Here is a 26,801-nt window from a genome sequence, read left to right as displayed (position 1 = left end):
CGCGCCGAGAAGGATGCGCTGATCGGCGAACTCGAACAGGCCAAGGCGATCTCCGACGAGGCGCGCCACCGCGCCGAATCCGCCAACGTCGCCAAGTCGCGCTTCCTGGCGCAGATGAGCCACGAATTGCGCACGCCGCTGAACGCGATCCTCGGCTTCTCCGAGGTGATGAAGAGCGAGATTTTCGGCGCGCATGCCGTGCCGGTCTACAAGGAATATTCCGCCGACATCCACAATTCCGGCGTTCACCTGCTGAACCTCATCAACGAGATCCTCGATCTGTCGCGGATCGAGGCCGGGCGCTACGAGCTGAATGAGGAAGCGGTCTCGCTGGTCGGCGTCGTCGCTGACTGCCATCACCTGATGAAGCTGCGCGCATCGAGCCGCAGCATCACCATCCACGAAGTGTTCGAGCTGGCGATGCCGCGGATCTGGGCCGACGAGCGCGCGATCCGCCAGGTCGTGCTCAACCTGCTCTCGAACTCGATCAAGTTCACCCCGCAAGGCGGGGAGATCTGGCTCAAGGCCGGCTGGACTGCCTCGGGCGGACAATATCTGTCGGTGAGGGATTCCGGTTCCGGCATTCCCGAGGACGAGATCCCCGTCGTGCTGGCCTCGTTCGGCCAGGGCTCGAACTCCATCAAGTCCGCCGAACAGGGCGCGGGCCTCGGCCTGCCCATCGCAAAGAACCTGATCGACCTGCATGGCGGAACGTTCACGCTGAAGTCGAAGCTGCGCATCGGCACCGAGGTGATCGTCACCTTCCCGCCGGAACGCGTCATGAGCGCGCTCGCGCCGATGTCGGAGGATTCCCCGCCGCTGCAGCCCGAGAGTTCCGCTCTGCCCGACGAGAAGCGCCGGCCGCGTCACAAGCCGATCATGAGCGCAGGCACAGGCTCATAATCAGATGCTTGCAGACATGCCCGACCTTCCCTCAATATGCGCCAATGAGCAAAGAAACGCCGTGCGTCGCCGTCTGCATGATCGATCCCAAGACCAAGCTGTGCTTCGGTTGCGGCCGCACCTTGCCGGAAATCGCGCGCTGGCATGCCATGGAGAGCGCGGAACGGCTCGCGATCATGGCGCGGTTGCCGGCACGCATGGCCGAGGCCGGATTGGAGCCGCTGGCGGACTCGCGGCAATCCACCTGATCAGCGCAGGCGCCTCCGGGGGCGCGCGATGATCCGCTTCCTGCTCGTTCTCGTGATGCTCGCCGGGACCGCGGGGGCCGTCGTTGCCTATGGCGATCCCGACCAGATCGCGCGCGCCGGCAACAAGGTCTCGCACATGTTCCGCAGCAAGACCGCCGCGCCAGCTCCCGCCGTGCAGATCCAGCGCGGCCAGGGCGGCGAATTCGCGTTGCGCGCCAAGATCAACGGCGTGACGGCGCCGATGGTGATCGACACCGGCGCCACCTCCGTGGTGCTGACCTGGGAAACCGCGAGAGCGATCGGGCTGCCGATCGACATGCTCGAATACGACGTCGACCTCGAAACCGCGGGCGGACACACCAAGGCGGCGCGGCTCACGATCGACCGTCTCGCCGTCGGCCACCTCGTCGAGAAATCCGTGCCCGCACTCGTCGTCCAGCGTGGGCAGATGAAGACCAATCTGCTCGGGATGAGCTTCCTCGATCGCCTGGAAAGCTGGGGCGTCCGCTCCGACAAGCTGATGCTGACGGGCTACCCGGAACTCCAGGGCAGCCACCGCCGCTCGCGCACCGCGATCGACTGATCGATCTACGCTGCGACCTCGGCCGGTACGCGCGCTCCGATGCGTGCGATCGCATCGCGCAGGACCTCCGGACCAGCACCCGGCTTCACGCCCTGCTCGGCAAGATGACGGCGGAAGGCGCGCGCGCCGGGCACCGCATGGAACGCGCCGACGAAATGACGGGTGATGGCATGCAGTCGCGTCCCCCGTGAAAGCTGCTCCTCGATGTAGGGCATCATTGCCTCGAATGCGTCCTGCATGGACGCGTGCGGCGCCGCCTCGCCGAAAACATCAGGATCGACGCCGAGCAGCCGCCACGGCTCCTGATAGGCCGCGCGTCCGAGCATCACGCCGTCGACATGGTCGAGATGCGCCTTCGCCTGCTCGATGCCCGGAATGCCGCCATTGATGATGACGGGCGCGTGCGGCATCGCGCGCTTGAGCCGATAGACCCGATCATAGTCGAGCGGCGGGATGTCGCGGTTCTCCTTCGGCGACAGACCGTTGAGCCAGGCCTTGCGAGCATGCACGATCAGCGCGTCGCAGCCGGCAGCCACGACGGCACGCGCGAGCGTGTCGAGCGCCAATTCCGGATCCTGGTCGTCGATGCCGATGCGGCACTTCACCGTGACGGGAATAGCGACAGCGCCCTTCATCGCCTCGACACACCTAGCCACGAGTTCCGGCTCGGCCATCAGGCAGGCGCCGAAGCGGCCGTCCTTCACGCGATCGGACGGACAGCCGACATTGAGATTGATCTCGTCGTAACCGAACGCCTCGCCGATCCGCGCAGCCTGCGCGAGCTCGCGCGGATCCGACCCGCCGAGCTGAAGCGCCACAGGGTGCTCGCACGCGTCGAACCCAAGCAACCGCTCTCGGTCGCCATGGATGATGGCGCCGGTCGTCAGCATCTCCGTATAGAGCAGCGCACGCCGGGTCAGATGACGGTGGAACACCCGGCACCTGCTATCGGTCCAGTCCATCATGGGCGCAATGCAAAATCGATGCGATAACATGTTGATGTTATTTCGCTTTGTCATTCCGGATGGATTAGCTGATTTTCGGGCCGACAGTCGATCAGAAGTTTTGGTGAGATCATTTTCCTTTTGTTTCAAGTACTTGCGCACGTAGCACGTTCGACTGCGACGATATTGCGGCCTGGCCGGTACGACATTGTCGTACCGAATGAAGTCGTGAAGCGCCGCGCTAGATTGCGTGTTCTCCCACTCAGACCGTGCCCGAGGCGCAAAATAGCGTGCCGCCCTCAGCCAACCACCGGGTCGATTTCGGCTTCCACCAGGCCGTACTTCGCCATGCGGGCACGGTGGTCGGGCGAACCGATATATTTTCGAAGCTGTTCATTCACCGCTCGGATGAGATCATGATTGCTCTTGTTGAATGAAAAACCGCCAAGAGGGAGCCGTCCATCCTTTCGAGTTTCATGCGCAACCGCTTCAAGCTTCTCGTTCGCGCCAGCAATGACTCGATTCCCAACAGCAGTGCTTGCGTAGGCGTCGACCTTCCCTGCGAGCAACGCGTCGACAGCGGTGGGCTGATCCTTGAAGATCACGATCTGGCTGTCGGTCACACCCGCCGATTTTGCGGTATCGATCTGCACCTGCCCCGCAATAAGTGCGATGCGGGCGTCACTGCGCGACGCCACGCTCTCGTAGCTGACAAGCGCCTTCGGATTGCCATGCTGGACGAGAAACCCGTCCCCGATTGCCCAAACCGGGACGCTGAATGTCGCTAGTTTTGCGCGTCCGGGGGTTATGAAGATTGGAACGTTCATGTCCCAACTTTGCCCTGCGACGCCTGGCAGGAATTCATCAAACGACGTCTTTTGATATTCAATCGACGAAACGCCAATCGCCCGGAGTACGACTTCGGCCAGTTCGATATCCGCGCCAGTCGTAGAGCCATCCGCGGCAGTCCAGTAGAAAGGAGGCTCTTCGATATAGGCGATTCTTATCTTCATGCTGCACTGCCTTGTTCAAGGTAATGGGGGCTCCGACGTAAGGTGTATTCACACCCTTACGCGGTTCCCGGCCATGACGGCCCAGAACCCGCGCTTTCGATGCTTGGAGCACGCCATCGACCTGCAAGAAGCATGAATCACTCCATTCCTCTTGTCAGATATTGACTACCTAGCTGCGGAACGCATCGCGATCCGGCTGAGAAGCCGCCTCCATTTACAAGAAGTATGAACCGATCTACCTTTATTTTCTGGATCCTGATCTAGCGACCATGACCTCCGCACGCTTCGAAAGCCATCTCGACAGAGCAACCTTCCGCCGCACACCACTGTTCGGCGGGATCGATCTGATGTCGGCACGCTTTGTGCGGCATAGCTTTGCCCCTCACTCGCATGACGAACTGATGATCGGCGTAATTCACGCCGGCGTGAAATCGTTTCGATGTGGCAGGAATCACGAGTATGCAGCGCCCGGAAGCTTGTCCGTGATCAATCCCGGAGAAATGCATACCGGCGAACGCAAGCACGGTCGCGAATTGGCCTACGCTGCCTTCTACGTGCCACAGGCCGCGCGCGCGGCAATGCTGCCTCACGCTGCGCATGGCAACCTGGCTTGCAACGAGCCCGTCATCCATGATCGGGACATCTGGCGCTATCTGGCTTCGGCGCACAGGCTCGCAATGGCGGGCGATGACGCGGCTGCCGAGGAAGCGATGGTTTGTGGCGTTTCACTGCTGTTTGAGCGCCATGGCGACATTCAACTGCCGCACGCGGAAGCGGGCTGCCCCACGACGGTCAGGCGAGCCGTTGAATTTTTGCGGGCACGTGCCTGCGACAACATAAGCCTCGAGGATGCCTCGGCCGCTTCTGGCGTCGGCTTGTTCCATCTCATTCGCCTCTTCCAGAAGCATCTCGGTTTGACGCCCTATGCGTATCTCACCCAGGTTCGCATTGCGCGATCGCGCCAGCTATTGAAACATGGCGAGCCGGTAGCGCAGGTCGCGTTGGACGTCGGTTTTGCTGATCAGGCTCACTTTACGAAGCGTTTCAAGCAATTTACCGGCACTACGCCGGCGCTCTATGCAAAGTCGATGCAATAAGAATTTCCATCAGCGCATCGCTGCGTACACCGCGTTCGCAAATCGGCAACACCCGCGCAGTTGGACCAGACCAATCCCTCTAGCTCTGCGCGCGGGTGCCCGCAACTTTTGACAAGACACTTCGCGATCTTCGTCGTCTATGGCGCTGGACCCGATCGATACGGAGTGAGATGTGACAAGCAGGTCAGGCTGGCAAGGACGGTTTCCTCGCAACGAGATCATCTCGCTGTTGGATATCAACCGGCGATACAATCTGGCCGAGAGTACTGCTCAAGATATGACGTTCGGCGAAATCCTTGAGATGTCAGGCGGGGCGGCCGTACTTGGCGGCCTCAAGATGGGATATGGGTCTTCCGCAGGTCTGCCGCGCCTTCGTGACCGCATCGCGGAGCTCACCGGAACCAAGCCAGAGGAAGTGATCACGACGCAGGGAACGGCCCTCGGCCTGTTCTTGCTGTCCTTCGAGCTTTGTCGTCCGGGCGATGAGGCGGTCATTGCAACTCCCTGCTTTCCCCCCTCACGTGACTCGCTGGTGGGAGCCGGCGTCACCTTGAGGGAATGCCGGCTCTCATTTGAGCATGGCTATAAGCTGACAGCCGACTTGCTTGAACCAATCTTGAACGAGCGGACGAAGCTGGTCAGTCTGGCAAGTCCGCAGAACCCAAGCGGGGTCCGCACTCCCCTTGCCGAGATTAAGGCGATCCTGGAACTGATGCGCGCCAAGGCACCCGCGGCACATCTGTTTGTTGACGAGACCTATCGCGATGCGACCTACGGGGATCAGTCTCCCCCGCAAAGCGCCGCGACGTTGGGCGAGACGATCATCACCGGCGGATCCGTATCCAAGGCGCACGGAGCGCCCGGACTTCGCGTTGGCTGGCTGACCGTCCGCAACGCCGAGCTTCGGGAGCGTCTAACGATTGCGAAGATGAACACGGTGATTTCCGGATCACCGCTTGATGAAACGCTCGCCGCCGGCGTTCTCGACAATCGCGAAACAATTCTGCGTGCGAGATGCAGCCTGTTAGCGACAGGTCTCTCGATCGTCGAAGAATGGGTCGAGAGCCAAAAGGGCCTCGTCGACTGGATCAAGCCCGATGGCGGCGCGTTGTGCTGCCTCCGGCTGAATCAGGAAGTGTTCGATCCAATGGACGTTTCCCGCTTCTGGTCTGCCCTGTCGGCCTCAGACCTTCAGATTGGTAACGGCAACTGGTTTGGAGAGTCCTCCGCCGTCTTGCGCCTTGGCTTCGGCTATCTTCCGATCGATCTTTTGCGGACCGCACTGGCCGCGCTTTCGGCTGCGATCGCGACTGCGGCACAGCCATGCCGATAATCGCGTCGTTGTTGGAATCGCGTCTTACAATGATCGTCCGACGGCCGGCTCCAAGGGAAGCACAGCCGAGCCGCGCCTCGTCCATCGCTTCTTACGGAGAGGTCGAAGTTTAGCGCGGGACCGCAGGCCAAACACGCCAGCATTCTTGAGTGCCATGCCCGCCATCGGAGCGCGACGCGCGTCGTCAGCTACGTCTCGTCAGCCTACGATGATCGAACAAACGCCAGAGTGGGACACAGCCCTCTTACACCGGGCCGTCGCGTGCTTCGATAGCCGTCGGTGTGCCGATAGTCTGCCATGAGCTTTCGATGGCAAAGCAACTACATGCGCGTGCAGTACTTTTTCGGTTTTCCCGTTCGATCCATCATCGGCGCGACGCTTGGCAACAAAACAGGGGCAAAATCCGCAAAAGCAGACCGGCGGCGCGGCTTTGGGCCGGTCAGTTCGCGCAGGTCCAGGAGGGCACGGCCAAGGCAGATCCCTTGTTCCGTCCCGATGAGGACGAGCCGCCTGGCCGATCGCTCCGGCACAGTTCAGTGGGAGCGGATGGACAGCCGTTGACGGCTGTCGTGATGAAGCAGCATAGCCGGCCGCACGCGGTGTCCGGCCGCCGACTATGTTCGCCGGGCATCGCGAGCACCACGCCGGCACAGCCACGATCTCGTCGATCGCGCGACGCCTTCAACATCGCTCTCGCGTAGGTCGGTAGGTAGGCTTTGCCGTCAGTCGATCATTCCTGCCGCGACAGGCTGACGCACAAGCGCGAGAAACACTTGGAAATCAATGCCGCCAGCCTGGCGCAAGACTTGCTCCTCCACCCTAACAACGAACCGGCGGGAGGACGCATGAAAATCGGGACGACGCCTTACCTCTCGCCGCAGACGACGTATCGGGCCACGCGTACGACTGCCGGTTCGACCGATGGCAACCAGCAAACCAGCGGAGCCAAATCATCGGCGCTCGACTTCACGAGCATGTCGCGATCCGACCTGCGCGACACCGTGAACTCGCTGATCAAGAGCGGCAAGCTGTCGCTCGACGATACAACGGGTCTCGTCGGCATGATGGGACCAGCTGTCTCGACCCAGTCCGGCCAAAGCGGTGCCTCGACAGCCACCTACGAAAGTTCGCCTTTCGACACTCTCTCGGCCCTGCGGACAGCGGTCGACAATTCGAACGCGCGCAACGACGATGCGTCCGCCGCGTCGTTCATGCGCTCGCTGACTGCACTTCAGCAATTACAGGGCAAGGTCTTCGGCGTCGATCGGAAGGCTTGAAGCGTCTGACACTCCCCCAATCGCAGCGATGCCGTTGAACTGCGACATTCCGTCGGTATCGCCGCGCAAGGCTCAACCATCTTGTACGATCCAGCCTATTGCACCGCGGAACGATTTGCGGCGCAACATTCAAAATGAGACTGCCTGTTAAGCCGCGCACGGCTCCGACGCGTGCGCTGCATCCGAGTTCGGTTAGCCTTCATCCCAAGAACCGATGCGCCCACGCGTCCGCCGCACCATACGGCGGCGGACGTGCGAGAGCGCGGTGAAGAACAGCGACAAGAATGTTCCAGGGAGGAGAGCAATGTTGAAAAGCAGTCTAGGACTGATCGCGTTGAGCAGCCTGTTACTTTCAGGCACCGCCTTCGCGCAGGAGAAGATCAAGGTCGGCGTCACCGCGACGCTCGAGGGCACCTACACCGTGCTCGGCGAAGACGGCATGCGCGGCTTCCAGACGGCACTCAACGTGCTCGGCAAGAAGATCGGCGACAAGGAGCTCGAATTCGTCGTCGCCTCCACGGACGCGACGCCGGACTCCGCGGTGCGCGCGGTGCGCAAGCTGATCGAGCAGGACAAGGTGCAGATCCTGCTGTCGCCGCTGTCCGGCGACGAAGGCATCGCGGTCAAGAATTTCGCGAAGACGCATCCCGAGCTGACCTTCATCAATGCCGCCTCCGGCGCCCAGGAAGCGACCTATGTCGATCCGGCGCCGAACTTCTTCCGCTACAACATGGACGGCGCGCAGTGGCAGGTCGGCCTCGGCAAATACGCCTATGAAACCAAGGGCTACCGCAAGATCGCAACGGTCGGCGAGGACTACTCCTTCATTTACACCCAGGTGTTCGGCCTCGTGCTCGAATTCTGCGGCGCGGGCGGACAGATCACCAACCGGCAATGGGTGCCGCTCGGCACGAAGGACTTCGCCTCGGTCATCGCCGCCCTGCCCGACGATGTCGATGCGATCTATCTCGGCCTCGGCGGCGCCGACGCCGTCAACTTCCTCAACCAGTACCAGCAAGCCGGCGGCAAGGCGCATCTGATGGGCGGCTCGATCATGATCGACCAGACCATCCTGTCGTCCAAGGGCAACGCCAAGGCTGCGCTGGTCGGCACGCTGGCCGCGAGCGGCCAGGCCGACACCTGGGAAGATCCGGGCTGGCAGAAGTTCGTGAAGGATTATCAGGACGCCTTCCCGCCGAACAAGCGCTTCCCGAGCCCCTCGCTGCTCGCCACCAACTACTACGGCTCGACCATGGCCCTGATCCTGGCGCTGCGGCAGGTCAATGGCGACCTCTCCAACAACCAGGCCAAGTTCAAGGACGCGCTCGCCAAGATCGAGCTCGATGCACCCAACGGCAAGATCAAGCTCGACGCCAACCGCCAGGCGATCGGCACCAACTTCGTCACCGAGGTCGTCGACGACGGCAAGGGCGCGCTGTTCTCGAAGGTCGTGAAGGTGATCCCGAACGTGAACCAGACCCTGGGCTACGATCCCGCGGTGTTCGCCAAGATCGGTTTGCCCAGTCGTACAGTACCGGAATGTAAGAAGTACTGACGTAGTCGCGTACGCGATCGATGACTGACAGGGGAGAGATTTGCAAGGCGCGGACATCGTGCGCCCTTGCATTCTCTCCCCGGTTGTTGAACGCTACCAAAAAAAGACAAGGGCTTTCGGGAGGGAAGGCATGAGCCGGGCGCTCGCCGTCTTCCACGGCCGTTTTGGCCGGGCGACGGTTTATCAGTTGAACCGCCCTTTCAACATCCACGCACATCGCGAAGGTCATTTGATCTTCCATGTCGGGGGACGCTCCGCATGCATCGACGTCGGCGATGGACGCTACGAGCTCGACGAGGGTTCCGTCGTCGCGGTCAATCCGTGGGAGCCGCATAATTTCCTGCCGGCCGATCTTGAAGGCGGCGCCGTCTTCTTTGTCCTCTATGTCAATGCGGATTGGTTCGCACCCGACGCGCCCGGCGCCGATCGCCTGCGTTTCGGCCGGACCCAGTTCACGCGCTCTGTCGCGCTGGACAGATACATCAGGCATGCCGCCGCCCTCGTGTGCGGCGCTCCCTCGCTCAGCAGCCTCGACGGCGAACTGAGACGGCTGATCGACATCTGCTACGACGAGAGCTGGCAGCAGGCCGTAACCGCGCGCGATCCGCGTGCAAGCGGCCCGATCACCGACTTTCGCGTTCGCAAGTGCATCAAGATGATGTCGGAAAGCCCCGGCGCGGAGATCGAGCTCGATACCATCGCGCGCGAATCCGGCCTGTCGCGGCCGCATTTCTACCGGCTGTTCCGTATCCAGACCGGCGTCACGCCGCACCTCTACCTCAACACGCTGATGATGGAGCAGGCGCTGGAGGCACTGGTGGCGAGCGAGGCGCCGATCGCCGACATCGGGTTCGATCTCGGCTTCTCCTCGCAGAGCGGCTTCACCCGTTTCTTCGCTGCCAATGTCGGCATGGCGCCGACCGATTATCGCCGCGCCGCCAAGATTTTGCGCGGCTGACGGACGCGCGAAAAGATACTCACGATCAAACGCCTCCCTGACAGCCCGACTAGGATGTGCGGAACGCGGTCCCGAAAAGAGGATCGCGAGTCCAGGGAGACGCAGGTCCATGGCGCGGTACGCGGCCGGCAACGGCTTGCATGCCCCCTCGCCCCGCTTGCGGGAAGAGGGTTGGGGTGACGTGACGACGGAGCGGCAATCGTGACCCGCTTCGTCGAACGCCATCCCGCCTGGGCGCTGATCATCATCATCGCGGTTGCACTGGCGCTGTGGTTGATCTTCGCAGTGTGGCCCGCGGGGCTTGAAGACGCGATCGGCCGCAAGCGGGTTTTCCTGAACGCGCTGTTCAACGGCATCACGCTCGGCGGTCTCTATTTTCTCGTCGCCAGCGGCTTCACGCTGATCTTCGGACTGATGCGCAACGTCAACCTCGCGCACGGCTCGCTGTATCTGTTCGGCGGCTATGTCGGTTACGCCGTCAGCGCCGCGACCGGTTCCTGGATCCTCAGCTTCATCATCGCCTTCATCCTGACGGCACTGGTCGGCGTTCTGCTCCAGGTTCTCGTCTTCCGCCGGATGGAAGGCCAGGACCTGCGCCAGACCATGGTGACGCTCGGGCTTTCGATCGTGTTCGCCGATCTCATGCTGTGGGCCTGCGGCGGCGATTTCTACCAGATCCAGACCCCGAGCTGGCTGATCGGACCGATCGAACTGCCGCTGATCACCGCCGTGAAGTCTTCCGGCGAGCCGGTCTACCTGCGTTATCCGCTGGTCCGGCTCGTGATCTTCCTGGCGTCGGTGATCATCGGCGTCGCGATGTGGCTGGCGCTCAATCGCACGCGGATCGGCATGATCATCCGCGCCGGCGTGGACGACCGCGACATCCTCGCCGCAACCGGCGTGCGCATCCAGATCGTCTTCGTGCTCGTCTTCGCGCTCGGCGCCGGGCTGGCCGGCATCGCGGGCGTGGTCGGCGGCACCTTCCAGTCATTGTCTCCCGGCGAGGACATCCGTTTCCTGCTCGCCTCGCTCGTGGTCGTCATCGTCGGCGGCATGGGCTCGATTCCGGGCGCCGCGCTCGGCGCGCTGATCATCGGTCTCGCCGAGCAACTCGGCTCGGTCTACATCCCCACCTACGCCATCGTCGTGACGTTCCTGATCATGGTGCTGGTGCTGGCGGTGCGGCCGCAGGGCCTGCTGGCGAGACGCTGACATGTCCGTCACCCACGACGCCCGCCTCCCCGTTCACAAGCCCGCCGCAACGGCGCAGCGGCCGACGGCGCGGGGATGGCCCGACATCAACAATCCCGCGGCCTGGGTCGTGGCGGTCATCCTGCTGATCATGCCGCTGATCGCAAACGGCTTCTTCCTGATCGAGATCTTCGCAACGACGCTGATCCTCGGCACCATCGCGCTCAGCCTGATGCTGCTCGCCGGCTATGGCGGCATGGTCAGCCTGATGCAGCTCACCATCGCCGGCTTCGCGGCCTACATGGTTGCGGTGTTCGGCGTCAGCGGCAACGCCAATATCAGCCTGGGATGGCCGTGGTGGCTCGCGGTGCCGATGGCGCTGACCCTGGCGACGATCTTCGGCACCCTCGGCGGCGCGCTCGCGGTGCGCACCGAGGGCATCTACACCATCATGATCACGCTCGCGATAGGCGCGGCCTTCTACTATTTCACCAATCAGAACTGGGCGATCTTCAACGGCCACACCGGCATCAACAATGTCGGAACCCCGCATTTCTGGGGCGTAGACTGGCGCTGGGACATTCCGTTCTACTACGTCGTGCTCGCGGTTGCCGCACTCTGCTATTTCGTCGTCGAATACATTTCCCGCGCGCCCTTCGGGCTGGCTCTTCAGGGCGTGCGCGACAATCCGCGCCGCATGGCCGCGCTCGGCTTCAACGTCAATGCGCATCGCGTCGCGGCCTATGCGGTCGCATCCTTCATCGCGGGCCTTGCCGGTGTGCTACAGGTCTGGAACTATCGCCAGATCTCGCCGGGATCTGTCAGCGTCGGCGCCTGCATCGACGTCCTCATCATCGCCGTCGTCGGCGGCATCACGCGGCCGATCGGTCCCTATATCGGCGCGCTGGTCTTCGTTCTCCTGCGCACGTTCGCGCTCGATTTCCTGGTCAAGATCGGGCTCGACGGCAACCGCTTCCGCCTGCTGATCGGCCTCGGCTTCCTCGCCATCGTGTTCTGGTCGTCCGATGGCGTGATCGGCCTGTGGCAACGCTGGCGCCAGAGCCACCGGCCCCAGACGGACCGCCCGGGTGGAGGGCGTGGCCATGGATAGCGTGGCGCAGCGCCTTTCCGCCGTCGGCGCCGGTGCCGCGCTCGAACTGCGTGGTGTCACCCGGCTGTTCGGCGCGCTCGCGGCCTTGACCGACATCACCATCACCGTGCGTCCGGGCGAGCGGCGTGCCGTGCTCGGCTCGAACGGTGCCGGCAAGACCACGCTGTTCAACTGCATCACCGGCGACTTTCCGCCCTCCTCCGGGACCATCCGCTTCTTCGGAGAGGACGTCACCCACTTCCCGCCCTACGAGCGCATCCGCCGCGGATTGCGGCGAACCTACCAGATCTCCGCGCTGTTCCCCGGGCTGACCGTCCAGGACAACGTCTATCTCGCCTGCCGCGGCGTCTCGCGCGGACGCTTCTCTTTCCTGCGTCCCGGCCAGAACGATGCGCTGATGCACGCGGCCGACGGCCTCGTTCAGGCGGTGCATCTCACCGCGGTGAAGGACCAGCGCGTCGCCGAGCTCGCACACGGCCAGCAGCGCCAGCTCGAGATCGCGCTGGCGCTCGCGGGCGCGCCGCGCTTCGTGCTGTTCGACGAGCCGGCCGCTGGTCTGTCGCCGACCGAGCGCGTCGAGCTGGTCGAGATCCTGACCTCGCTGCCGGCCCATATCGGCTACATCATCATCGAGCACGACATGGACGTGGCGCTGCGCGTCGTCGAGAGCGTCACGATGATGCACAACGGCCGCATCTTCAAGGAAGGCCTGCCGCAGGAGATCCAGTCCGATCCCGAGGTGCAGGAGCTTTATCTGGGAGGCGGCCATGAATGAGGCCCGCCGCTCCGCCGCCGCGCTCGAGGTCAGGGGCCTCGACGTCTATTACGGCCATTCCCATGCGCTGCAGGGCGTCGACCTCGCGCTCGATGCCGGCGTGTTCTCCGTCGTCGGCCGTAACGGCATGGGCAAGACCACGCTGTGCAAGGCCATCATGGGCCTCGTGCCGGTGAGCGGCGGCTCGATCCGCGTCCGCGGCGAAGACATCACGCGGCGTCCTCCCGCCCATATCGCGCGGCTCGGCGTCGGCTATGTCCCGCAAGGCCGCCGCCTCTGGCGCTCGCTCAGCGTCGACGAGCATCTGCGCCTCGCCGGCGGCCTGCGCTCCGGCGCCTGGACCGTCGAGCGCATCTACGACACCTTCCCGCGGCTCGCCGAACGCAAGGACCATGGCGGCGGCCAGCTCTCGGGGGGCGAGCAGCAGATGCTCGCGATCTCCCGCGCGCTGCTCACCAATCCGCACCTGCTGATCATGGACGAACCGACCGAGGGGCTCGCGCCCGTCATCGTCGCCCAGGTCGAGGAGATGCTGCTGCAACTCGGCGAGGACGGCGACATGTCCGTGCTCGTGATCGAGCAGAACATCGGCGTCGCGACGGCGGTCTCGCGCAATGTCGCGATCATGGTCAACGGCCGCATCAACCGCATCATCGACTCGGCCCGGCTGTCCGCCGACCGCGAGCTCCAGCAGCGCCTGCTCGGCGTCGGGCTTCATGCCGAACTCGACCCCGACGCCGATGCCCCGGCGGGCCAGTCCGAAACGAAACCGGCGCCGCAGCCGGCACGGCCGAGCGGTCCGATCCGCATCTATGTGTCCAATCCGACGCCACCGACGCGCTGGTCGCAGCCGGTCCCGATCGGACGCATCGAGGCTGCGGCACGGACGCTCTCGACACAGGTCGCACGTCTCGACGAAACCGCGCGGCGCAAGCGCGAGCCGGTCGCCACGCAGTCGTCCGGGCCTCCCGTGGTTCTGGTCGTCGGCACACTCGACACCAAGGCGACGGAGCTGCGCTTCATCCGCGACATCATCGCCGAAAGCGGGCTGCGGACACGGCTGGTCGATGTTTCCACCGGCGGCAAGCACGCCACCTGCGATGTCTCCGCGCAGGAAATCGCGCTGAACCACGGCCGCGGCGGCTCGGCGGTGTTCGGTCCCGACCGCGGCGCCGCGGTGACGGCGATGGCGGATGCGTTCGCCAATTGGATGCGGCGCCAGGGCAACATCGCCGGCGTGATCTCGGCGGGCGGCTCGGGCGCGGCATCGCTGGTCGCCCCCGGCATGCGCACCCTCCCCGTCGGCGTGCCCAAGCTCATCATCTCATCGGTCGCCTCCGGCGACGTCGCGCCCTATGTCGGCCCCGCCGACATCACCATGATGTACTCCGTCACCGACGTGCAGGGCCTCAATTCGGTCTCCCGCGCGGTGCTCTCGAACGGCGCCAACGCGATCGCCGGCATGGTCAAGGCGCGGCTCGACCAACCCGAGGCCCGCGAGCGTGCCGCGAAGGCGGCGCTGCCGGCGGTCGGCATCACCATGTTCGGCGTGACGACACCGGCGGTGCAGAAGATCGCGTCCGATCTGCGCGAGGATTTCGAGTGTCTCGTCTTCCATGCCACCGGCGTCGGCGGCCGCTCGATGGAAAAGCTCGTCGATTCCGGCCAGCTCACAGGCGTGATTGATCTCACCACGACCGAGATCTGCGACTTCCTGATGGGCGGGGTCTTTCCCGCCACCGACGATCGCTTCGGCGCGATCATCCGCACCCGCGTGCCCTATATCGGCTCGGTGGGCGCGCTCGACATGGTCAATTTCGGCGCGCCCGAGACCCTGCCCGAGCGCTACCGCACCCGGAAGTTCCACGTGCACAATCCGCAAGTGACCTTGATGCGGACGACCGCCGAGGAAAACGAGCGGATGGGCCGCTGGATCGGCGAGCGGCTCAACCAGATGGACGGACCGGTGCGATTCTTCCTGCCCGAGGGCGGCGTCTCCGCGCTCGATGCGCGCGGCCAGCCGTTCTGGGATCCCGAGGCCGATGCCGCCCTGTTCCGCGCGCTCGAACGCACGGTGCGGCAGACCGGCAACCGCCAGCTCATCCGCGTCAAAGCAAACATCAACGATCCCGAGTTCGCCTCGACCATCGTAGCCGCGTTCCGAACGCTGTTCGGTCGCGCCGGGGCGCGCCGGAGAATGGCGAGGTGACCGATGGCCCGTTTTGAACGCGCTACACTCCTCAAGCGATTTCGCGAAATGGCGAAACGCGGTGAGCCGATCGTCGGCGGCGGCGCCGGCACCGGCTTGTCGGCCAAGTGCGAGGAAGCCGGCGGCGTCGACCTCATCGTCATCTACAATTCCGGCCGATACCGCATGGCCGGTCGCGGCTCGCTCGCGGGGCTGATGCCCTACGGCGACGCCAACGCCATCGTGCTGGAAATGGCCGGTGAGGTGCTGCCCGTGGTCAGCAACACCCCGGTACTCGCCGGTGTCAACGGCACCGACCCGTTCCGCGACATGGACGTGTTTCTCGACCAGCTGAAGTCGCTGGGTTTTGCCGGCGTGCAGAACTTTCCGACCGTCGGCCTGATCGACGGCGTCTTTCGCGCCAATCTCGAAGAAACCGGCATGTCCTACGCGCTCGAGATCGACATGATCGCGAAGGCCCGCGAAAAGGACCTGCTGACGACCCCCTACGTCTTCAGCGAGAAAGAGGCCGCCGCGATGGCGATCGCCGGCGCCGACATCATCGTCTGCCATTTGGGGCTGACCACCGGCGGTACGATCGGGGCACAGACCGCGCTGAAGCTGAAGGACTGCCCGGCACGGGTCGACACCTGGGCCTCGGCCGCGCTCAGCGTCAATCCGGACATTCTGGTGCTCGCCCATGGCGGCCCGATCGCCGATCCCGCCGATGCGGATTTCATCATGAAGAACACGCGCTACTGCCATGGCTTCTACGGCGCCTCCTCGATGGAGCGGCTGCCGGTGGAGCGCGCGTTGACGGAACAGGTACGCAAATTCAAGGCGATCGGCGCGCGCTAACGCCGGAACGATTGAGGGAGGAAGACATGTCAGGGATCCTGGTCGGCGAGTTAATCCTCTGGCTGATCGTCGCGATCATCGTGATCGTGGTGGGCGTCTATATCGTCAACTGGCTCTATCACCGCTCCTCCAAGGAGGTGTCGTTCGTCCGGACCGGCTTCCTCGGCGAACGCGTGGTGATCAACGGCGGCGCCTTCGTCCTGCCGTTCATCCACGCCTACACCCCGGTCAACATGAACGTGCTGCCGATGGGCATCGTACGGTCGCGACAGGACGCCGTGATCACCCGCGACCGCATGCGCGTCGACATCGAGGCCGACTTCTACGTCCGCGTGCAGCCGACCCGCGAGGCCGTCTCGATCGCCGCCGCGACCCTCGGCCGACGCACCATGGAGCCGGAGCAACTCCACGCGCTGCTGGCCGGCAAGTTCATTTCGGCGATCAGGTCGGTCGCCTCCGAAATGACCATGGAGGAGATGCACGAGCGGCGCGGCGACTATGTCGTGCGCGTCAAGACCAATGCGGCCGAAGCCCTCGCCCAGAACGGTCTCGAGCTCGAATCCGTCGCCATCACCGATCTCGATCAGACCGACCTCGAATTCTTCAACCCTTCGAACCGCTTCGACGCCGAAGGCCTGACCCGGCTGATGGAGGACATTGAGGCCAGGCGCAAGCTGCGCAACGACATCGAGCAGGACTCGATGATCAGGATCAGGACCCGCAACCTGGAGGCCGAGCGGCAGGCCCTCGAAATCGAGCGCGAAAGCGAAACCGCGCGGCTGGAGCAGGAACGCGACATCGAGATGCGTCGCGCCCTGCAACGCACCGAAGTCGCCCGCGAACGCGCGTTGCGCGAGACCGAGGCCGAACAGGCCCAGATCTCCGCGCGGGAAGCCATCGAACGCTCCCGCATCGCCAACGATCAGGCGATCGCGGAAGCCCGCATCGCCTCCGAACGCGAGACCCGCCAGAAGGAGATCGAGCGCACCCGCACCATCGAGGAAAAAGAGCTGCTTGCCCGCGAGGAGATCGAGAAGACCCGCATCGCCAATCAGCGTTCGATCGACACGACCCGGATTGCGTCCGAGCGCGAGGTCCGCCAGCGCGAGATCGAGCGGATGCGCACCGTGGAGGAAGCCGAGATCGCGGCGCGCGAGGCGATCGAGAAGGCACGCATCCAGCAGGACCGCGTCGTCACCGACGCCCGCATCGCCAACGAGGAGGAAACGCGGCGCCGCGAGATCGAACGGACCCGCGCCGTCGACGAGGCCGAGATCGCCGCGCGCGAAGCCACCGAAAAGGCCCGCATCGCACAGACGATGATCGTCAATGTGGAACGCATTTCTTCCGACGAGCGGACCCGTGCGCTGGAGATCCAACAGGTCCGCACCATCCAGGAGGCCGAGATCGAGGCACAACGCGCCGTCGAAGCCGCCCGCATCGCCCGTGAGCGAACGCTCGCCGCGGAACGCATCGCTGCCGAGCAGAACACGCGGCAGCTCGAGATCGAACGCAACCAGACACTGGAGGTCGCCGGAATCTCCGCGCGGGAGACCACCGAGGCCTCGCGCATCGCCCAGGAGAAACGCGTCCGCTCGCTGGAGATCGCCCGCAACCGCGCCGTCGAGGAAGCCGACATCGCCTCCCGCGAGGCGATCGAGGCGGCCCGTATCGCACAGGAAAAGGCGGTCGCGGCCGAGCGCATCCAGGCCGAGCGCGACACCCGCTCGCTCGAAATCGAGCGCACAGGAATCCTGGAAGCCGCAGAGCTGAAACGCCGCGACGCCATCGAGCGCCAGCGCATCGGCGTCGACCTCGCGCTCGAAGCCGAGCGGATCAATTCCTCCAAGAAGCGCGAGGTGCTCAACATCGAGCAAAAGAGGGCGATCGAGATCGCGGACGAAGACCGCGTGATCGCATTGTCCGCGAAAAAATCCGAGCGGATCGACGCCGACCGCCAGGTCCGGCAGGCCGAGATCGTCGCCCGCAAGGAGGTCGAGACCACCGATGTCTCGCGCGAGCAGGCCCTCGAAGCCGCCCGCCTCGAACGCCGCCGTTCGATCGAACAGCTCGAGGTCGCGCGCGTCCAGTCGTTGCAGGAGGCCGAGATCGCCTCCCGCGAGGAGGTCGAGCGCGCCCGCATCGCCTCCGATCGCGGCCTCGACGAGGCCCGCATCGGCCGCGAGCGCGAACTGCGCAAGCTGGAGGTCAACCGCGAGAAGGAGGTCGAGACGGTCCTGATGGAGAAGGCGATCGCCATCCACCAGAAGTCGCTGGAGGAATCCGCTGCGCGGGCCGCGGCGGAAGAAGCCCGCATTCGCGCGACGGAGGCCGCCGAGCGCGTCGTCACCGCCCGCGAAAGCGAGATCGCGAAGCGCCGCAAGACCGTCGAGGTGCTCCTTGCGGAGAAACAGGCCGAGGAGACCCGTATCGCCGCCGAGGCCGAGCGCGTCCGCGCCGCCGTCGAAGCGGAGGCGCAGCGCATGCTCAACGAGGCCGAGAACGTGCTGACCGACCAGGCGCGCTACTCGCTGTTCCGCAGAAAGCTGCTCGACCGGATCGAGGGCATCGTGCGGGAGAGCGTCAAGCCGATGGAGAAGATCGAGGGCATCCGCATCCTCCAGGTCGACGGCCTCAACGGCAACGGCCATGGCGGCAACGGAGGCCGCAGCGCCACCGACGAGGTGATCGACTCGGCCTTGCGCTACCGGGTGCAGGCGCCGCTGATCGACTCCATCCTGTCGGACATCGGCGTCGAGGGCGGCAGCCTGGCGAAGATGCCCGGCCTGATCCGCGAGGCCCGCGACATGCAGGGTATCAAGGATTCCGCACGTAAGGGCGGCGGTGGCGGCGACAAGCCGGCCCCCTCGCCGCCCGCGACCGAGGGCGGCGGTGAGCCATCGGCCGAACGCGGTCCGCGGAAGAAGAGCTGAGGTCTGAACCATGCCCCGCGTCTACGTCTCCACCGTCGTCAACGCGCGCAACGATCGCGTCTGGGCGCGCGTACGCGACTTCAACGGCCTGCCGAACTGGCATCCGGCGATCGCCGAAAGCCGCATCGAGGGCGGCGAACCCTCCGACAAGATCGGCTGCGTCAGGGACTTTCGCCTGCGCAACGGCGACCGCATCCGCGAGAAGCTCCTCGGCCTCTCCGACTACGACATGTTCTGCACCTACTCGATCCTGGAATCCCCGATGGGTGTCGAGAACTATGTCGCGACCTTGCGGCTCACGCCTGTCACCGACGGCGACCAGACCTTCGTGGAATGGACTGCCGAGTTCGACTGCGCCCCCGAACGGGAGACCGAACTCGTCGGCAATATCGGCGGCGGCGTGTTTCAGGGCGGCTTCGACGCCCTGAAACGCGTTTTCGGAGGCTGAGTGATGTTGATCGCACGCTCTCGAATACACAACGCCGCCTCGCCCCGCTTGTGGGGCGAGGCGAACACATGACCCGAGGTCCAGCCGTGCCGCATATCGTCAAGAGCACGATCCTGGATGCGCCGACGGACGCGGCGTGGGCCATGCTGCGCGATTTCAACGGGCACGATCGCTGGCACCCCGCGGTTGCGACCTCCTCGATCGAGCGCGCGCACGCCTCCGACAAGATCGGCTGCATCAGGCGTTTCAAGCTCAGGGACGGCGCCGAACTGCGCGAGCAATTGCTGGCGCTGTCCGACCTCGAACAGAGCTTCAGCTATTGCCTGCTCGATACTCCGATCCCGATGTTCAACTACGTCGCCCATGTCCGCCTGCTGCCGGTCACCGATGGTGATCGCACCTTCTGGCATTGGGAGTCGCGTTTCACGACCAGGCCGGAAGACAGGGACCGCATCACCCACATGGTCGCCGAGGACATTTACCAGGCCGGGTTCGAGGCGATCCGCCGCCATCTGAAGGAGACCGCCTAGCCATGGCCGTGACAGTCAAGACTTTTGCCAGCGCCAGCGAAGCGGCCGGCGCGCTGTCCTCGGACCGCAGCGCGCGTTATCTCGGTGGCGGCACGCTCGTGATGCGCGCGCTGAACGAGGGCGACGTTTCGATCTCGACCGTGGTCCGCGCGCAAGACCAGGCACTGACCCGGATCGACGCATCCGGCCCGCGCGTTACGCTGGGCGCCGGTGTCACCTTCGCGCGCGTCCTCGCCGAACGTGACCTCGGCTTCCTCCATGCCCCAGCCCGCTCGATCGGCGGTCCCGCGGTCCGCAACATGGGCACCGTCGGCGGCAACCTCTTCGCTCAGAGTCCATATGGCGACTTCACCGTCGCGCTGCTGGCCCTTGATGCCACCGTTGCCGTGCAAGGCGGGTTTGGCGCGCGGGACATCCCGATCGAGGAGTTCCTGCAGGCGCGCGAACGCCAGGCCGGAACGCTGGTGCTGTCGGTGTCCTGCACCCGACCGGCGAGCGCGGAGGCGTTCCGCTATCGCAAGATTGCACGCATCAAGCCCAAGGGCGGGTCCGTCATCACGCTCGCCGCACATCTGCCGATCAGCGGTGGCCGGATCGCCGGCGCCCGCATCGCGTTCGGCTCGATGGCGCCGACCCAGATTCGCGCCCGAGCCGCGGAGCGCGCGCTGGAAGGACGTTCGCTCGATGCCGCGACCATCGCGGCCGCGGCCTCCGCGGCGACCGAGGGAACATCGCCGTCCGACAACGCGCTCGGCAGCGCCTGGTATCGCCGCGAGATCGTCGGCGTGCACCTGCGCCGTCTGCTGTCCGGCCAGGAATAGAAGAGACGGGGAACAGATCGTCATGTCCAAGATACCCCTCCAATTCCGTCACAATGGCCGCGACGTCGCGATCTTCGTCGACGGTGGCACCAGCCTGCTGGTCGCGCTGCGCGAACTGATCGGCGACATGACGCCGAAATTCGGCTGCGGCCAGGGCGGCTGCGGCACCTGCAGCGTATTGATCGACGGCGAGTTGCACCTTTCCTGCCTGACACTGGCGGAAACCGTCGCCGGACGGTCCGTCGAGACGCTCGATGGCATGAAACAAGGCCCCAATCTGCACCCGCTCCAGCGCGCTTTCGCCGACAATTTCGCCGCCCAGTGCGGCTATTGCACACCCGGCATGCTGATGGCCGCGAAGGCGCTGCTCGACCGCAATCCATCCCCGAGCCACGACGAGGTCGTCGAGGCGATCTCCGGCAACATCTGCCGCTGCACCGGCTACGAACCGATCATCAACGCCATCCTCGCCGCCGCCGGCGGCCGGGCCAGCGCCTGAAGGACCCGACCATGCTGGAACTGCGCAAGGATATTTTCGCCGACGAGCGCGACGATAATCTGAAGGAGATCGGCAAAGGCACCCAGCGCCAGGACATGCTCGGCCATGTCACGGGCACGTCGAGCTATTTCAACGACCACAAGCTTCAGGGCATGCTGCATCTGAAAGTCGTGCGCTCGACGCAGGCCCATGCCCGGCTGCGCCGCATCGACACTACCGAAGCCGAGCGCTCGGCGGGCGTGCGCCGGATCATCCGCGGCGCCGATGTGCCGCGCAACCTCAACACGCTCCTGAGCCTGATCAATTTCGGCAAGGACGACGAGCCGTCGCTCGCGGTCGACAAGGTCCGCTACAAGGGCGAGCCGATCGTCGCCATCGTCGCCGACAGCGAGCGTGAGGCGTTCGAGGCGGTCGCGAAGGTTCGGATCGACTACGAACCGCTGCCGGCCGTGTTCGACGTCGAGGACGCGCTCAAACCCGGCGCGCCCGTGGTCAATGAGACCTATCCGAAGAACGCATTCACCTATCACGAGGTCTACGACTACCAGAAACTGCGCTTCGGCGACGCCGACGCGGCCCTCGCGACCGCCGATCACGTGCTCGAACAGCGCTACCAGATGTCCCCGATCGAGCACGCGCCGACCGAGACCAACGGCGCGATCGCCGCGCCCGATACCAACGGACGCTACGTCGTCTATACGTCGACGCAGGCGCTGTTCTTCTCGGTCGACACCTGCGCCAAGATCCTCGACGTGCCCTCCAACACCTTCCACTTCATCGGCGGCACGGTCGGCGGCGGCTTCGGCGGCAAGGTCGACACGCTGACCGAGCCGCTCGCCATCCTCGGCGCGATGCTGACGGGCCGGCCTGTGCGCTACGTGTTCGGCCGCGAGGAGGAGATGCAATACGGGCCGCCGCGCGGCGCCGAACGCATCTACATCAAGGACGGCGTGATGCGGGACGGCCGCGTCGTCGCGCGCAAGATCCGCGCCTATTTCGACAGCGGTGCCTATACCAGGCTGTCCAGCTACGCCGCGGTGAAATGCGCCGCGCATCTGCCCGGCCCCTACACCATCCCGAACGTCTATGGCGACGTCTACTGCGTCTTCACCAACCGCACACCGGCAACCGCCATGCGCGGCTTCGGTGTCACCGCGATGGATTTCGCCATCGAGTGCCAGATGGACAAGCTGGCCAACCTCGTGAACATGGACCCGATGGAGTTCCGCATCCTCAATGCCTATCGTGATGGTGACATGAAGGCGCACCGCCGCGAGGCAAAGAACACGGCCCTGATCGAATGCGTGCAGGTCGCCGCGGAGAAGGCGAAATGGCCGATCCGCGAGGAGTTCAAGCGGGCGTCCTCGCGCAAGGACGGCGGCGGCAGCCGCGCCGTGATCCCGCCGACACCGACGGATTCGCGGAGCCGGCCGACCGCTCCCGTCCAGCAGCGCACCAGCTATGACCGGCTCCCGCCCACCGTCACCCGAGAACCACCGCGCGAGCCGCCACCGCCGGCTCCGCCGCCGCCCTCTCCTCGGCCCACCGCGCCCTCGCATGGTGCGGCTCGCTTCTCCTCCGTCTTCGGCACCAGGAGGCGCTAGATGACCAGACATCGCGGGCGCGGCATCGCGTCGATCAACTATCCCATCGGGATGAACCTCGGCGGCGATCCCAGCCAGGCGCTGGTGCACTCCAATCCCAGCGGCAAGTTCACGGTGGCGCTGTCGTCCATCGATCTCGGCCAGGGCATGAAATCCGTCACGCGGCAGATCTGCGCGGAGACGCTCGGCGTGCCGGTCGAGGACGTCTATGTCGACACCGCGGATTCCGACACCGGGCCGCACTGCATGGGCTCCTTCGCCTCGCGCGGCACCCACCGCGTCGGCAATGCGGTGATGGCCGCGGCCCGGGAGGCACGGGGCGTGATGATGGAAGCCGCCGCCGAGGAACTGGAGGTCAACGCAGCCGATCTCGAGACCGACGGGCGCGGCAACATCCACGTGAAAGGCGCGCCGCATCGCTCGATCTCGACCAAGGACGTCGCGATCGCCGCGCAGTTCAAGCAGGGCAAGACCATCTCCGGCCGCGGCATCTTTCTGGTGCCGCTCTCGAATGTCGATCCGGAGACGGGCGAGATGTCGCCTGCCACCTGCTATGCCCATGCCTGCCTCGTTGCCGAGGTCGACGTCGACGACGAGACCGGCGAGGTCGCGATGGTGCGCATGGACTCCGCCTACGAGCTCGGGCGCGCGCTCAATCCGCGCCTGGTCGAGCAGCAACTCGTCGGCGGCGCCTGGATGGGCGTCAGCCACGCCCTCTACGAGACGCCGGAGCCGTATTATCCCGAGCCGGTGCACGGCCCACGCGACTTCGTCGAATATCTGATGCCGGGCCCCGGCGACATCTGTCCGCATGATATCGCCGTGCTGGAGCGCCCCGCCCCCGACGGGCCCTTCGGCGCCAAGGGCCCCGGCGAGATGTGCGCGAACCCGGTGCTGCCCGCCGTCGCCAATGCGATCTTCAACGCCGTCGGCGTGCGGATCGACGATCTGCCCATTACCCCCGAGAAAGTGCTGCGCGCGATCAAGGCCCAGGGCGGTGCGCGGCCGCAGGCGCGGCGCTAGAGGTCTTTCCATGGCGGTCCGCAGCAACATCGTCGGCATCGACAGCCCGGAAGCGCTGGAGAAGGCGCTGCGCGCGGCGTACTACCTCGCCGACGACGGGCTCGCGACCGCCGCCTATCTCGGCCTTGCGCTCGGCAAGCCGTTGCTGCTCGAGGGCGCACCGGGTGTCGGCAAGACCGAGGCTGCAAAAGCCGTCGCCGCCGTGCTCGGCCGCCGGCTGATCCGCCTGCAATGCTACGAGGGCATCGACGCCTCCGCCGCGCTCTACGAGTGGAACTATCCGCGCCAGATGCTTGCGATCCGCCAGGCCGGCGACGACAACATCGATATCTATGGCGAGGCCTTCCTGATCGAGCGGCCGATGCTGGCGGCGCTGCGTGCGCCGGATTCCACCGTGCTCCTTATCGATGAAATCGACCGGGCCGACCAGGAGTTCGAGGCCTTCCTGCTGGAGTTCCTGTCGGATTTCCAGATTTCGATTCCCGAGCGCGGCACGGTGCGCGCCGCCGAACGCCCCGTCGTCATGCTCACCTCCAATCGCACGCGCGACCTTCACGAGGCCCTGCGCCGCCGCTGCGTCTATCACTGGATCGGCTATCCGACCGAAGAGCGCGAAGCACGGATCGTGATGCTGCGGGCGTCCAGCGTCGCCGAAGCGACGGCGCGTGCGGTCGTCGCGGCGGTGGGCAAGCTTCGCCGCGAACCGCTCAGCAAGGCACCGGGGATCGCCGAGGCCGTCGACTGGGCCGAAGCCGCGACCTTGTTGCACAAGGGCGGCGCACGCTGGCCGGACGCTTTCAGGCGCTCGATCGGCGTCGCGCTGAAGGACGAGGAAGACCTGCACTTCATCTCGCCCCGGCTCGACGCGATGCTCGCGGAGGCAACCGCATGAGCGCCGACATCGAGCTTCCGCGGGCCGCGCGCGTGTTCGTGTCGTTCGTCGCGCTGCTGCGCGCCAACAGTTTTGCCGTCGCGCCCGAGCAGACCACGGCCTTCCTCGCCGCGATCGAACTGCTCGGCCCGCGGGATCTCGGGGATATCAGGCAGGCGGCGCTGGCCACCCTCGCCCCGCCGCCCGAACGTCGCGCGAGCTTCGATCGTCTGTTCGATCTGCATTTCCGCGGCAGCGAGGCGATCGAGCATGCCGACGACGGCGACGACGACGAAACCGTCCGGCTCCAGGAAGAAGGTCGCGGCGACGAGGAGCCGCTGCTCTCCGACGAGGCCAACGAATCCGGCCTGACCGCGACGCGCACCGAGGCGCTGGTCGAACGCCGCTTTGCGCAAATGTCCACCACCGACGCACTTCGCCGCCTGGCCCGGGAGGCCCCGCGACGGCTGCCGCGGCGGCGGGGTCATCGCCGCGTGCGCGCCCGCCGTGGTCCGTTTGCCGATCTCCGCCGCACCTTGCGCGACAGCGTCCGCAGCGACGGCGAGATCCTGCGGCTCGGTCACCTGAAGCGCCGCCAGCGCCCGCGAAAGTTCCTGCTGCTGATCGACGTGTCCGGTTCGATGAAGAGCCGCACCGAGGAGAACATCAAGCTCGCCCATGCGCTGGTACAGGCCGCGCCCAATGTCGAGGTCTTCACCTTCGGCACGCGGCTGACCCGCGTCACCCGCGCATTGCGGCTGAAGCGCCGCGAGCAGGCGCTGAGCGCGGCTGCCCATCTGGTCAGCGACTGGGACGGCGGCAGCCGCATCGGCGACGCGCTGCAGGCCTTCCTCGCGGTCCCACGCTTCGGCGGCTATGCGCGCGGGGCCGCCGTGGTCGTCGTTTCGGACGGGCTGGAGCGGGGCGAGCCCGACGCGCTCCGCGACGCCGTGGCCAAGCTGTCTCGGCGGGCCTGGCGCGTGAGCTGGCTGACGCCGCTTGCGACGGGACCGGGCTTCCGTCCGCAGACCGAAGCGCTTATTGCGATCGCACGCTATGTCGACGATCTCGTCGACGGCGGATCCAGCGCGTCGATCGTCGCGCATGTACTGGCATCGGGACGAAGGAGAATTGCGTGACCGAGATTGTCGACGGGCATCATCATATCTGGCGGCAGGCCGACCTGCCCTGGCTGACCGGGCCCATGCAGCCCCGCATCTTCGGACCCTACGAGCCGATCCGGCGCGACTATCCGATCCAGGAATATCTCGACGACCTCAAGGGCACCGGCGTTACGCGTTCCGTCTACGTCCAGACCAACTGGGCCAACGATCGTTTCGAGGACGAGGCCGCCTGGGTGCAGCAGACGGCCGACGAACACGGCTGGCCCCATGCCATCGTCGCCTACGCCGATTTTTCGGCTGACGATGTCCGCCCGCAGCTCGACCGCCTGAAGCGCTATCCGCTGATGCGCGGCGCACGCATGCAGCTGCACTGGCACGAGAACCCGCTGTATCGCTTCGCCGCCAAACCCGACCTCTGCCTCGATCCCGTCGTCAGGCGCAACGTCGCGCGCCTCGCCGACTACGGCTGGACCTTCGATCTGCAGGTCTTCACGCCGCAGATGCCGGATGCGGCGCAACTCGTCGAGGCCAATCCGAAGACCACCTTCATCCTTCAGCATGCCGGCATGCCCGAGGATTTCTCGCCGGCGGGCCGTGCCGCCTGGCGCGCCGGAATGGCCCGGCTCGCAGCCTGCCCGAACGTGGTCTCCAAGCTCTCCGGGCTCGGTACCTTCATCCATCGCAACGATCCCGCGCACATCGCAGCCGTGGTGACCGACACCGTGGCGATCTTCGGCGCCGAGCGTTGCCTGTTCGGCTCCAATTTCCCGATCGAAAAATTGTGGACCAGTTATCGCGAGTTGGTCGATGCATTCCGCGCGGCGGCCGCGCCACTGAGCGCCGAGCAACGGGACGCGATCTTCAGGGGTACCGCGACACGGGTTTATCGGCTCTGAGCTGCCGATCACGGACAA

General features: G+C 65.3%; 25 protein-coding genes. 23 read left to right on the top strand and 2 right to left on the bottom strand.

Translation table 11 applies throughout. From position 1 onward, the window contains the following. From QM712_RS13555 to QM712_RS13545, 3 genes are all read left to right on the top strand, one after another. Positions 1-903: sensor histidine kinase (locus QM712_RS13555; protein ID WP_415023608.1), on the top strand; the 903-nt coding region annotated here is incomplete at its 5' end. Positions 904-947: 44 nt separating this feature from the next. Continuing rightward, positions 948-1,151, top strand: coding sequence for a DUF1289 domain-containing protein (locus QM712_RS13550; RefSeq protein ID WP_415023607.1), 204 nt, complete (start codon positions 948-950; stop codon positions 1,149-1,151). A 28-nt stretch (positions 1,152-1,179) separates the two neighbouring features. Next, the gene (locus QM712_RS13545; protein WP_415023606.1) at positions 1,180-1,734 is read left to right on the top strand and encodes a TIGR02281 family clan AA aspartic protease; all 555 of its coding nucleotides are present in this window, start codon (positions 1,180-1,182) and stop codon (positions 1,732-1,734) included. Between the two features lie 5 nt (positions 1,735-1,739). Here QM712_RS13545 and dusA read toward each other — a convergent pair whose 3' ends face one another. Further along, the gene (dusA, locus tag QM712_RS13540) at positions 1,740-2,753 is read right to left on the bottom strand and encodes a tRNA dihydrouridine(20/20a) synthase DusA (protein WP_415023605.1); all 1,014 of its coding nucleotides are present in this window, start codon (positions 2,751-2,753) and stop codon (positions 1,740-1,742) included. Between the two features lie 224 nt (positions 2,754-2,977). Further along, complete coding sequence (locus tag QM712_RS13535; protein ID WP_415023604.1) at positions 2,978-3,691, bottom strand: transporter substrate-binding domain-containing protein; 714 nt, start codon at positions 3,689-3,691, stop codon at positions 2,978-2,980. A gap of 269 nt (positions 3,692-3,960) precedes the next feature. On the opposite strand from QM712_RS13535, the gene QM712_RS13530 reads away from it, so the two are divergent. The 20 genes from QM712_RS13530 (at position 3,961) to QM712_RS13435 (ending at position 26,783) form a co-directional block, all read left to right on the top strand. Beyond that, the gene (locus QM712_RS13530; RefSeq protein ID WP_415023603.1) at positions 3,961-4,788 is read left to right on the top strand and encodes an AraC family transcriptional regulator; all 828 of its coding nucleotides are present in this window, start codon (positions 3,961-3,963) and stop codon (positions 4,786-4,788) included. 172 nt (positions 4,789-4,960) lie between these two features. After that, a complete protein-coding gene (locus QM712_RS13525) occupies positions 4,961-6,121 on the top strand; it encodes a pyridoxal phosphate-dependent aminotransferase (protein WP_415023602.1) in 1,161 nt (386 codons plus the stop codon). 773 nt (positions 6,122-6,894) lie between these two features. Beyond that, positions 6,895-7,398: a hypothetical protein gene (locus tag QM712_RS13520; protein ID WP_415023601.1), complete on the top strand. Its 504-nt coding sequence runs from the start codon at positions 6,895-6,897 to the stop codon at positions 7,396-7,398. Between the two features lie 304 nt (positions 7,399-7,702). After that, positions 7,703-8,953 (top strand): ABC transporter substrate-binding protein, encoded by a 1,251-nt coding sequence (locus QM712_RS13515; RefSeq protein WP_415023600.1) that lies wholly within the window; start codon positions 7,703-7,705, stop codon positions 8,951-8,953. A gap of 130 nt (positions 8,954-9,083) precedes the next feature. After that, positions 9,084-9,911: an AraC family transcriptional regulator gene (locus QM712_RS13510; protein ID WP_415023599.1), complete on the top strand. Its 828-nt coding sequence runs from the start codon at positions 9,084-9,086 to the stop codon at positions 9,909-9,911. A 201-nt stretch (positions 9,912-10,112) separates the two neighbouring features. Beyond that, entirely contained in the window at positions 10,113-11,123 is a 1,011-nt protein-coding gene (locus QM712_RS13505; protein WP_415023598.1) for a branched-chain amino acid ABC transporter permease, read from the top strand. 1 nt (position 11,124) lies between these two features. After that, entirely contained in the window at positions 11,125-12,213 is a 1,089-nt protein-coding gene (locus QM712_RS13500) for a branched-chain amino acid ABC transporter permease (protein WP_415023597.1), read from the top strand. Further along, complete coding sequence (locus QM712_RS13495; RefSeq protein ID WP_415023596.1) at positions 12,206-12,988, top strand: ABC transporter ATP-binding protein; 783 nt, start codon at positions 12,206-12,208, stop codon at positions 12,986-12,988. The genes QM712_RS13500 and QM712_RS13495 overlap by 8 nt, the downstream gene beginning before the upstream one ends. Next, complete coding sequence (locus tag QM712_RS13490; RefSeq protein WP_415023595.1) at positions 12,981-15,197, top strand: ABC transporter permease; 2,217 nt, start codon at positions 12,981-12,983, stop codon at positions 15,195-15,197. The genes QM712_RS13495 and QM712_RS13490 overlap by 8 nt, the downstream gene beginning before the upstream one ends. A gap of 3 nt (positions 15,198-15,200) precedes the next feature. Continuing rightward, the gene (locus QM712_RS13485; RefSeq protein ID WP_415023594.1) at positions 15,201-16,034 is read left to right on the top strand and encodes a phosphoenolpyruvate hydrolase family protein; all 834 of its coding nucleotides are present in this window, start codon (positions 15,201-15,203) and stop codon (positions 16,032-16,034) included. A gap of 26 nt (positions 16,035-16,060) precedes the next feature. Beyond that, positions 16,061-18,967 (top strand): flotillin domain-containing protein, encoded by a 2,907-nt coding sequence (locus tag QM712_RS13480; RefSeq protein ID WP_415023593.1) that lies wholly within the window; start codon positions 16,061-16,063, stop codon positions 18,965-18,967. A 10-nt stretch (positions 18,968-18,977) separates the two neighbouring features. Continuing rightward, a complete protein-coding gene (locus tag QM712_RS13475; RefSeq protein ID WP_015686997.1) occupies positions 18,978-19,415 on the top strand; it encodes an SRPBCC family protein in 438 nt (145 codons plus the stop codon). Positions 19,416-19,501: 86 nt separating this feature from the next. Continuing rightward, positions 19,502-19,945 carry an SRPBCC family protein gene (locus QM712_RS13470; RefSeq protein WP_415023611.1) on the top strand — a complete coding sequence of 148 codons (444 nt, stop codon included), beginning with the start codon at positions 19,502-19,504 and terminating at the stop codon, positions 19,943-19,945. Between the two features lie 2 nt (positions 19,946-19,947). Beyond that, the gene (locus QM712_RS13465) at positions 19,948-20,766 is read left to right on the top strand and encodes an FAD binding domain-containing protein (protein ID WP_415023592.1); all 819 of its coding nucleotides are present in this window, start codon (positions 19,948-19,950) and stop codon (positions 20,764-20,766) included. Between the two features lie 22 nt (positions 20,767-20,788). Further along, positions 20,789-21,265, top strand: coding sequence for a (2Fe-2S)-binding protein (locus tag QM712_RS13460; RefSeq protein ID WP_415023591.1), 477 nt, complete (start codon positions 20,789-20,791; stop codon positions 21,263-21,265). Between the two features lie 11 nt (positions 21,266-21,276). Further along, a complete protein-coding gene (locus QM712_RS13455; RefSeq protein WP_415023590.1) occupies positions 21,277-22,869 on the top strand; it encodes a xanthine dehydrogenase family protein molybdopterin-binding subunit in 1,593 nt (530 codons plus the stop codon). After that, on the top strand, positions 22,870-23,892 hold the full coding sequence (locus tag QM712_RS13450) for a xanthine dehydrogenase family protein molybdopterin-binding subunit (RefSeq protein ID WP_270169805.1): 1,023 nt from the start codon (positions 22,870-22,872) through the stop codon (positions 23,890-23,892). A gap of 10 nt (positions 23,893-23,902) precedes the next feature. Further along, positions 23,903-24,784: an AAA family ATPase gene (locus tag QM712_RS13445; protein WP_415023610.1), complete on the top strand. Its 882-nt coding sequence runs from the start codon at positions 23,903-23,905 to the stop codon at positions 24,782-24,784. Next, positions 24,781-25,902 (top strand): vWA domain-containing protein, encoded by a 1,122-nt coding sequence (locus QM712_RS13440; RefSeq protein ID WP_415023589.1) that lies wholly within the window; start codon positions 24,781-24,783, stop codon positions 25,900-25,902. The genes QM712_RS13445 and QM712_RS13440 overlap by 4 nt, the downstream gene beginning before the upstream one ends. Further along, entirely contained in the window at positions 25,899-26,783 is an 885-nt protein-coding gene (locus tag QM712_RS13435) for an amidohydrolase family protein (RefSeq protein WP_415023588.1), read from the top strand. Before QM712_RS13440 ends, QM712_RS13435 begins: the two co-directional genes overlap by 4 nt. Positions 26,784-26,801 lie beyond the last annotated feature (18 nt).

It is taken from the genome of Bradyrhizobium sp., assembly GCF_047605465.1.
In the GTDB taxonomy this organism is placed as follows: domain Bacteria; phylum Pseudomonadota; class Alphaproteobacteria; order Rhizobiales; family Xanthobacteraceae; genus Bradyrhizobium.
This window is presented reverse-complemented; position numbering and strand designations above follow the sequence as displayed.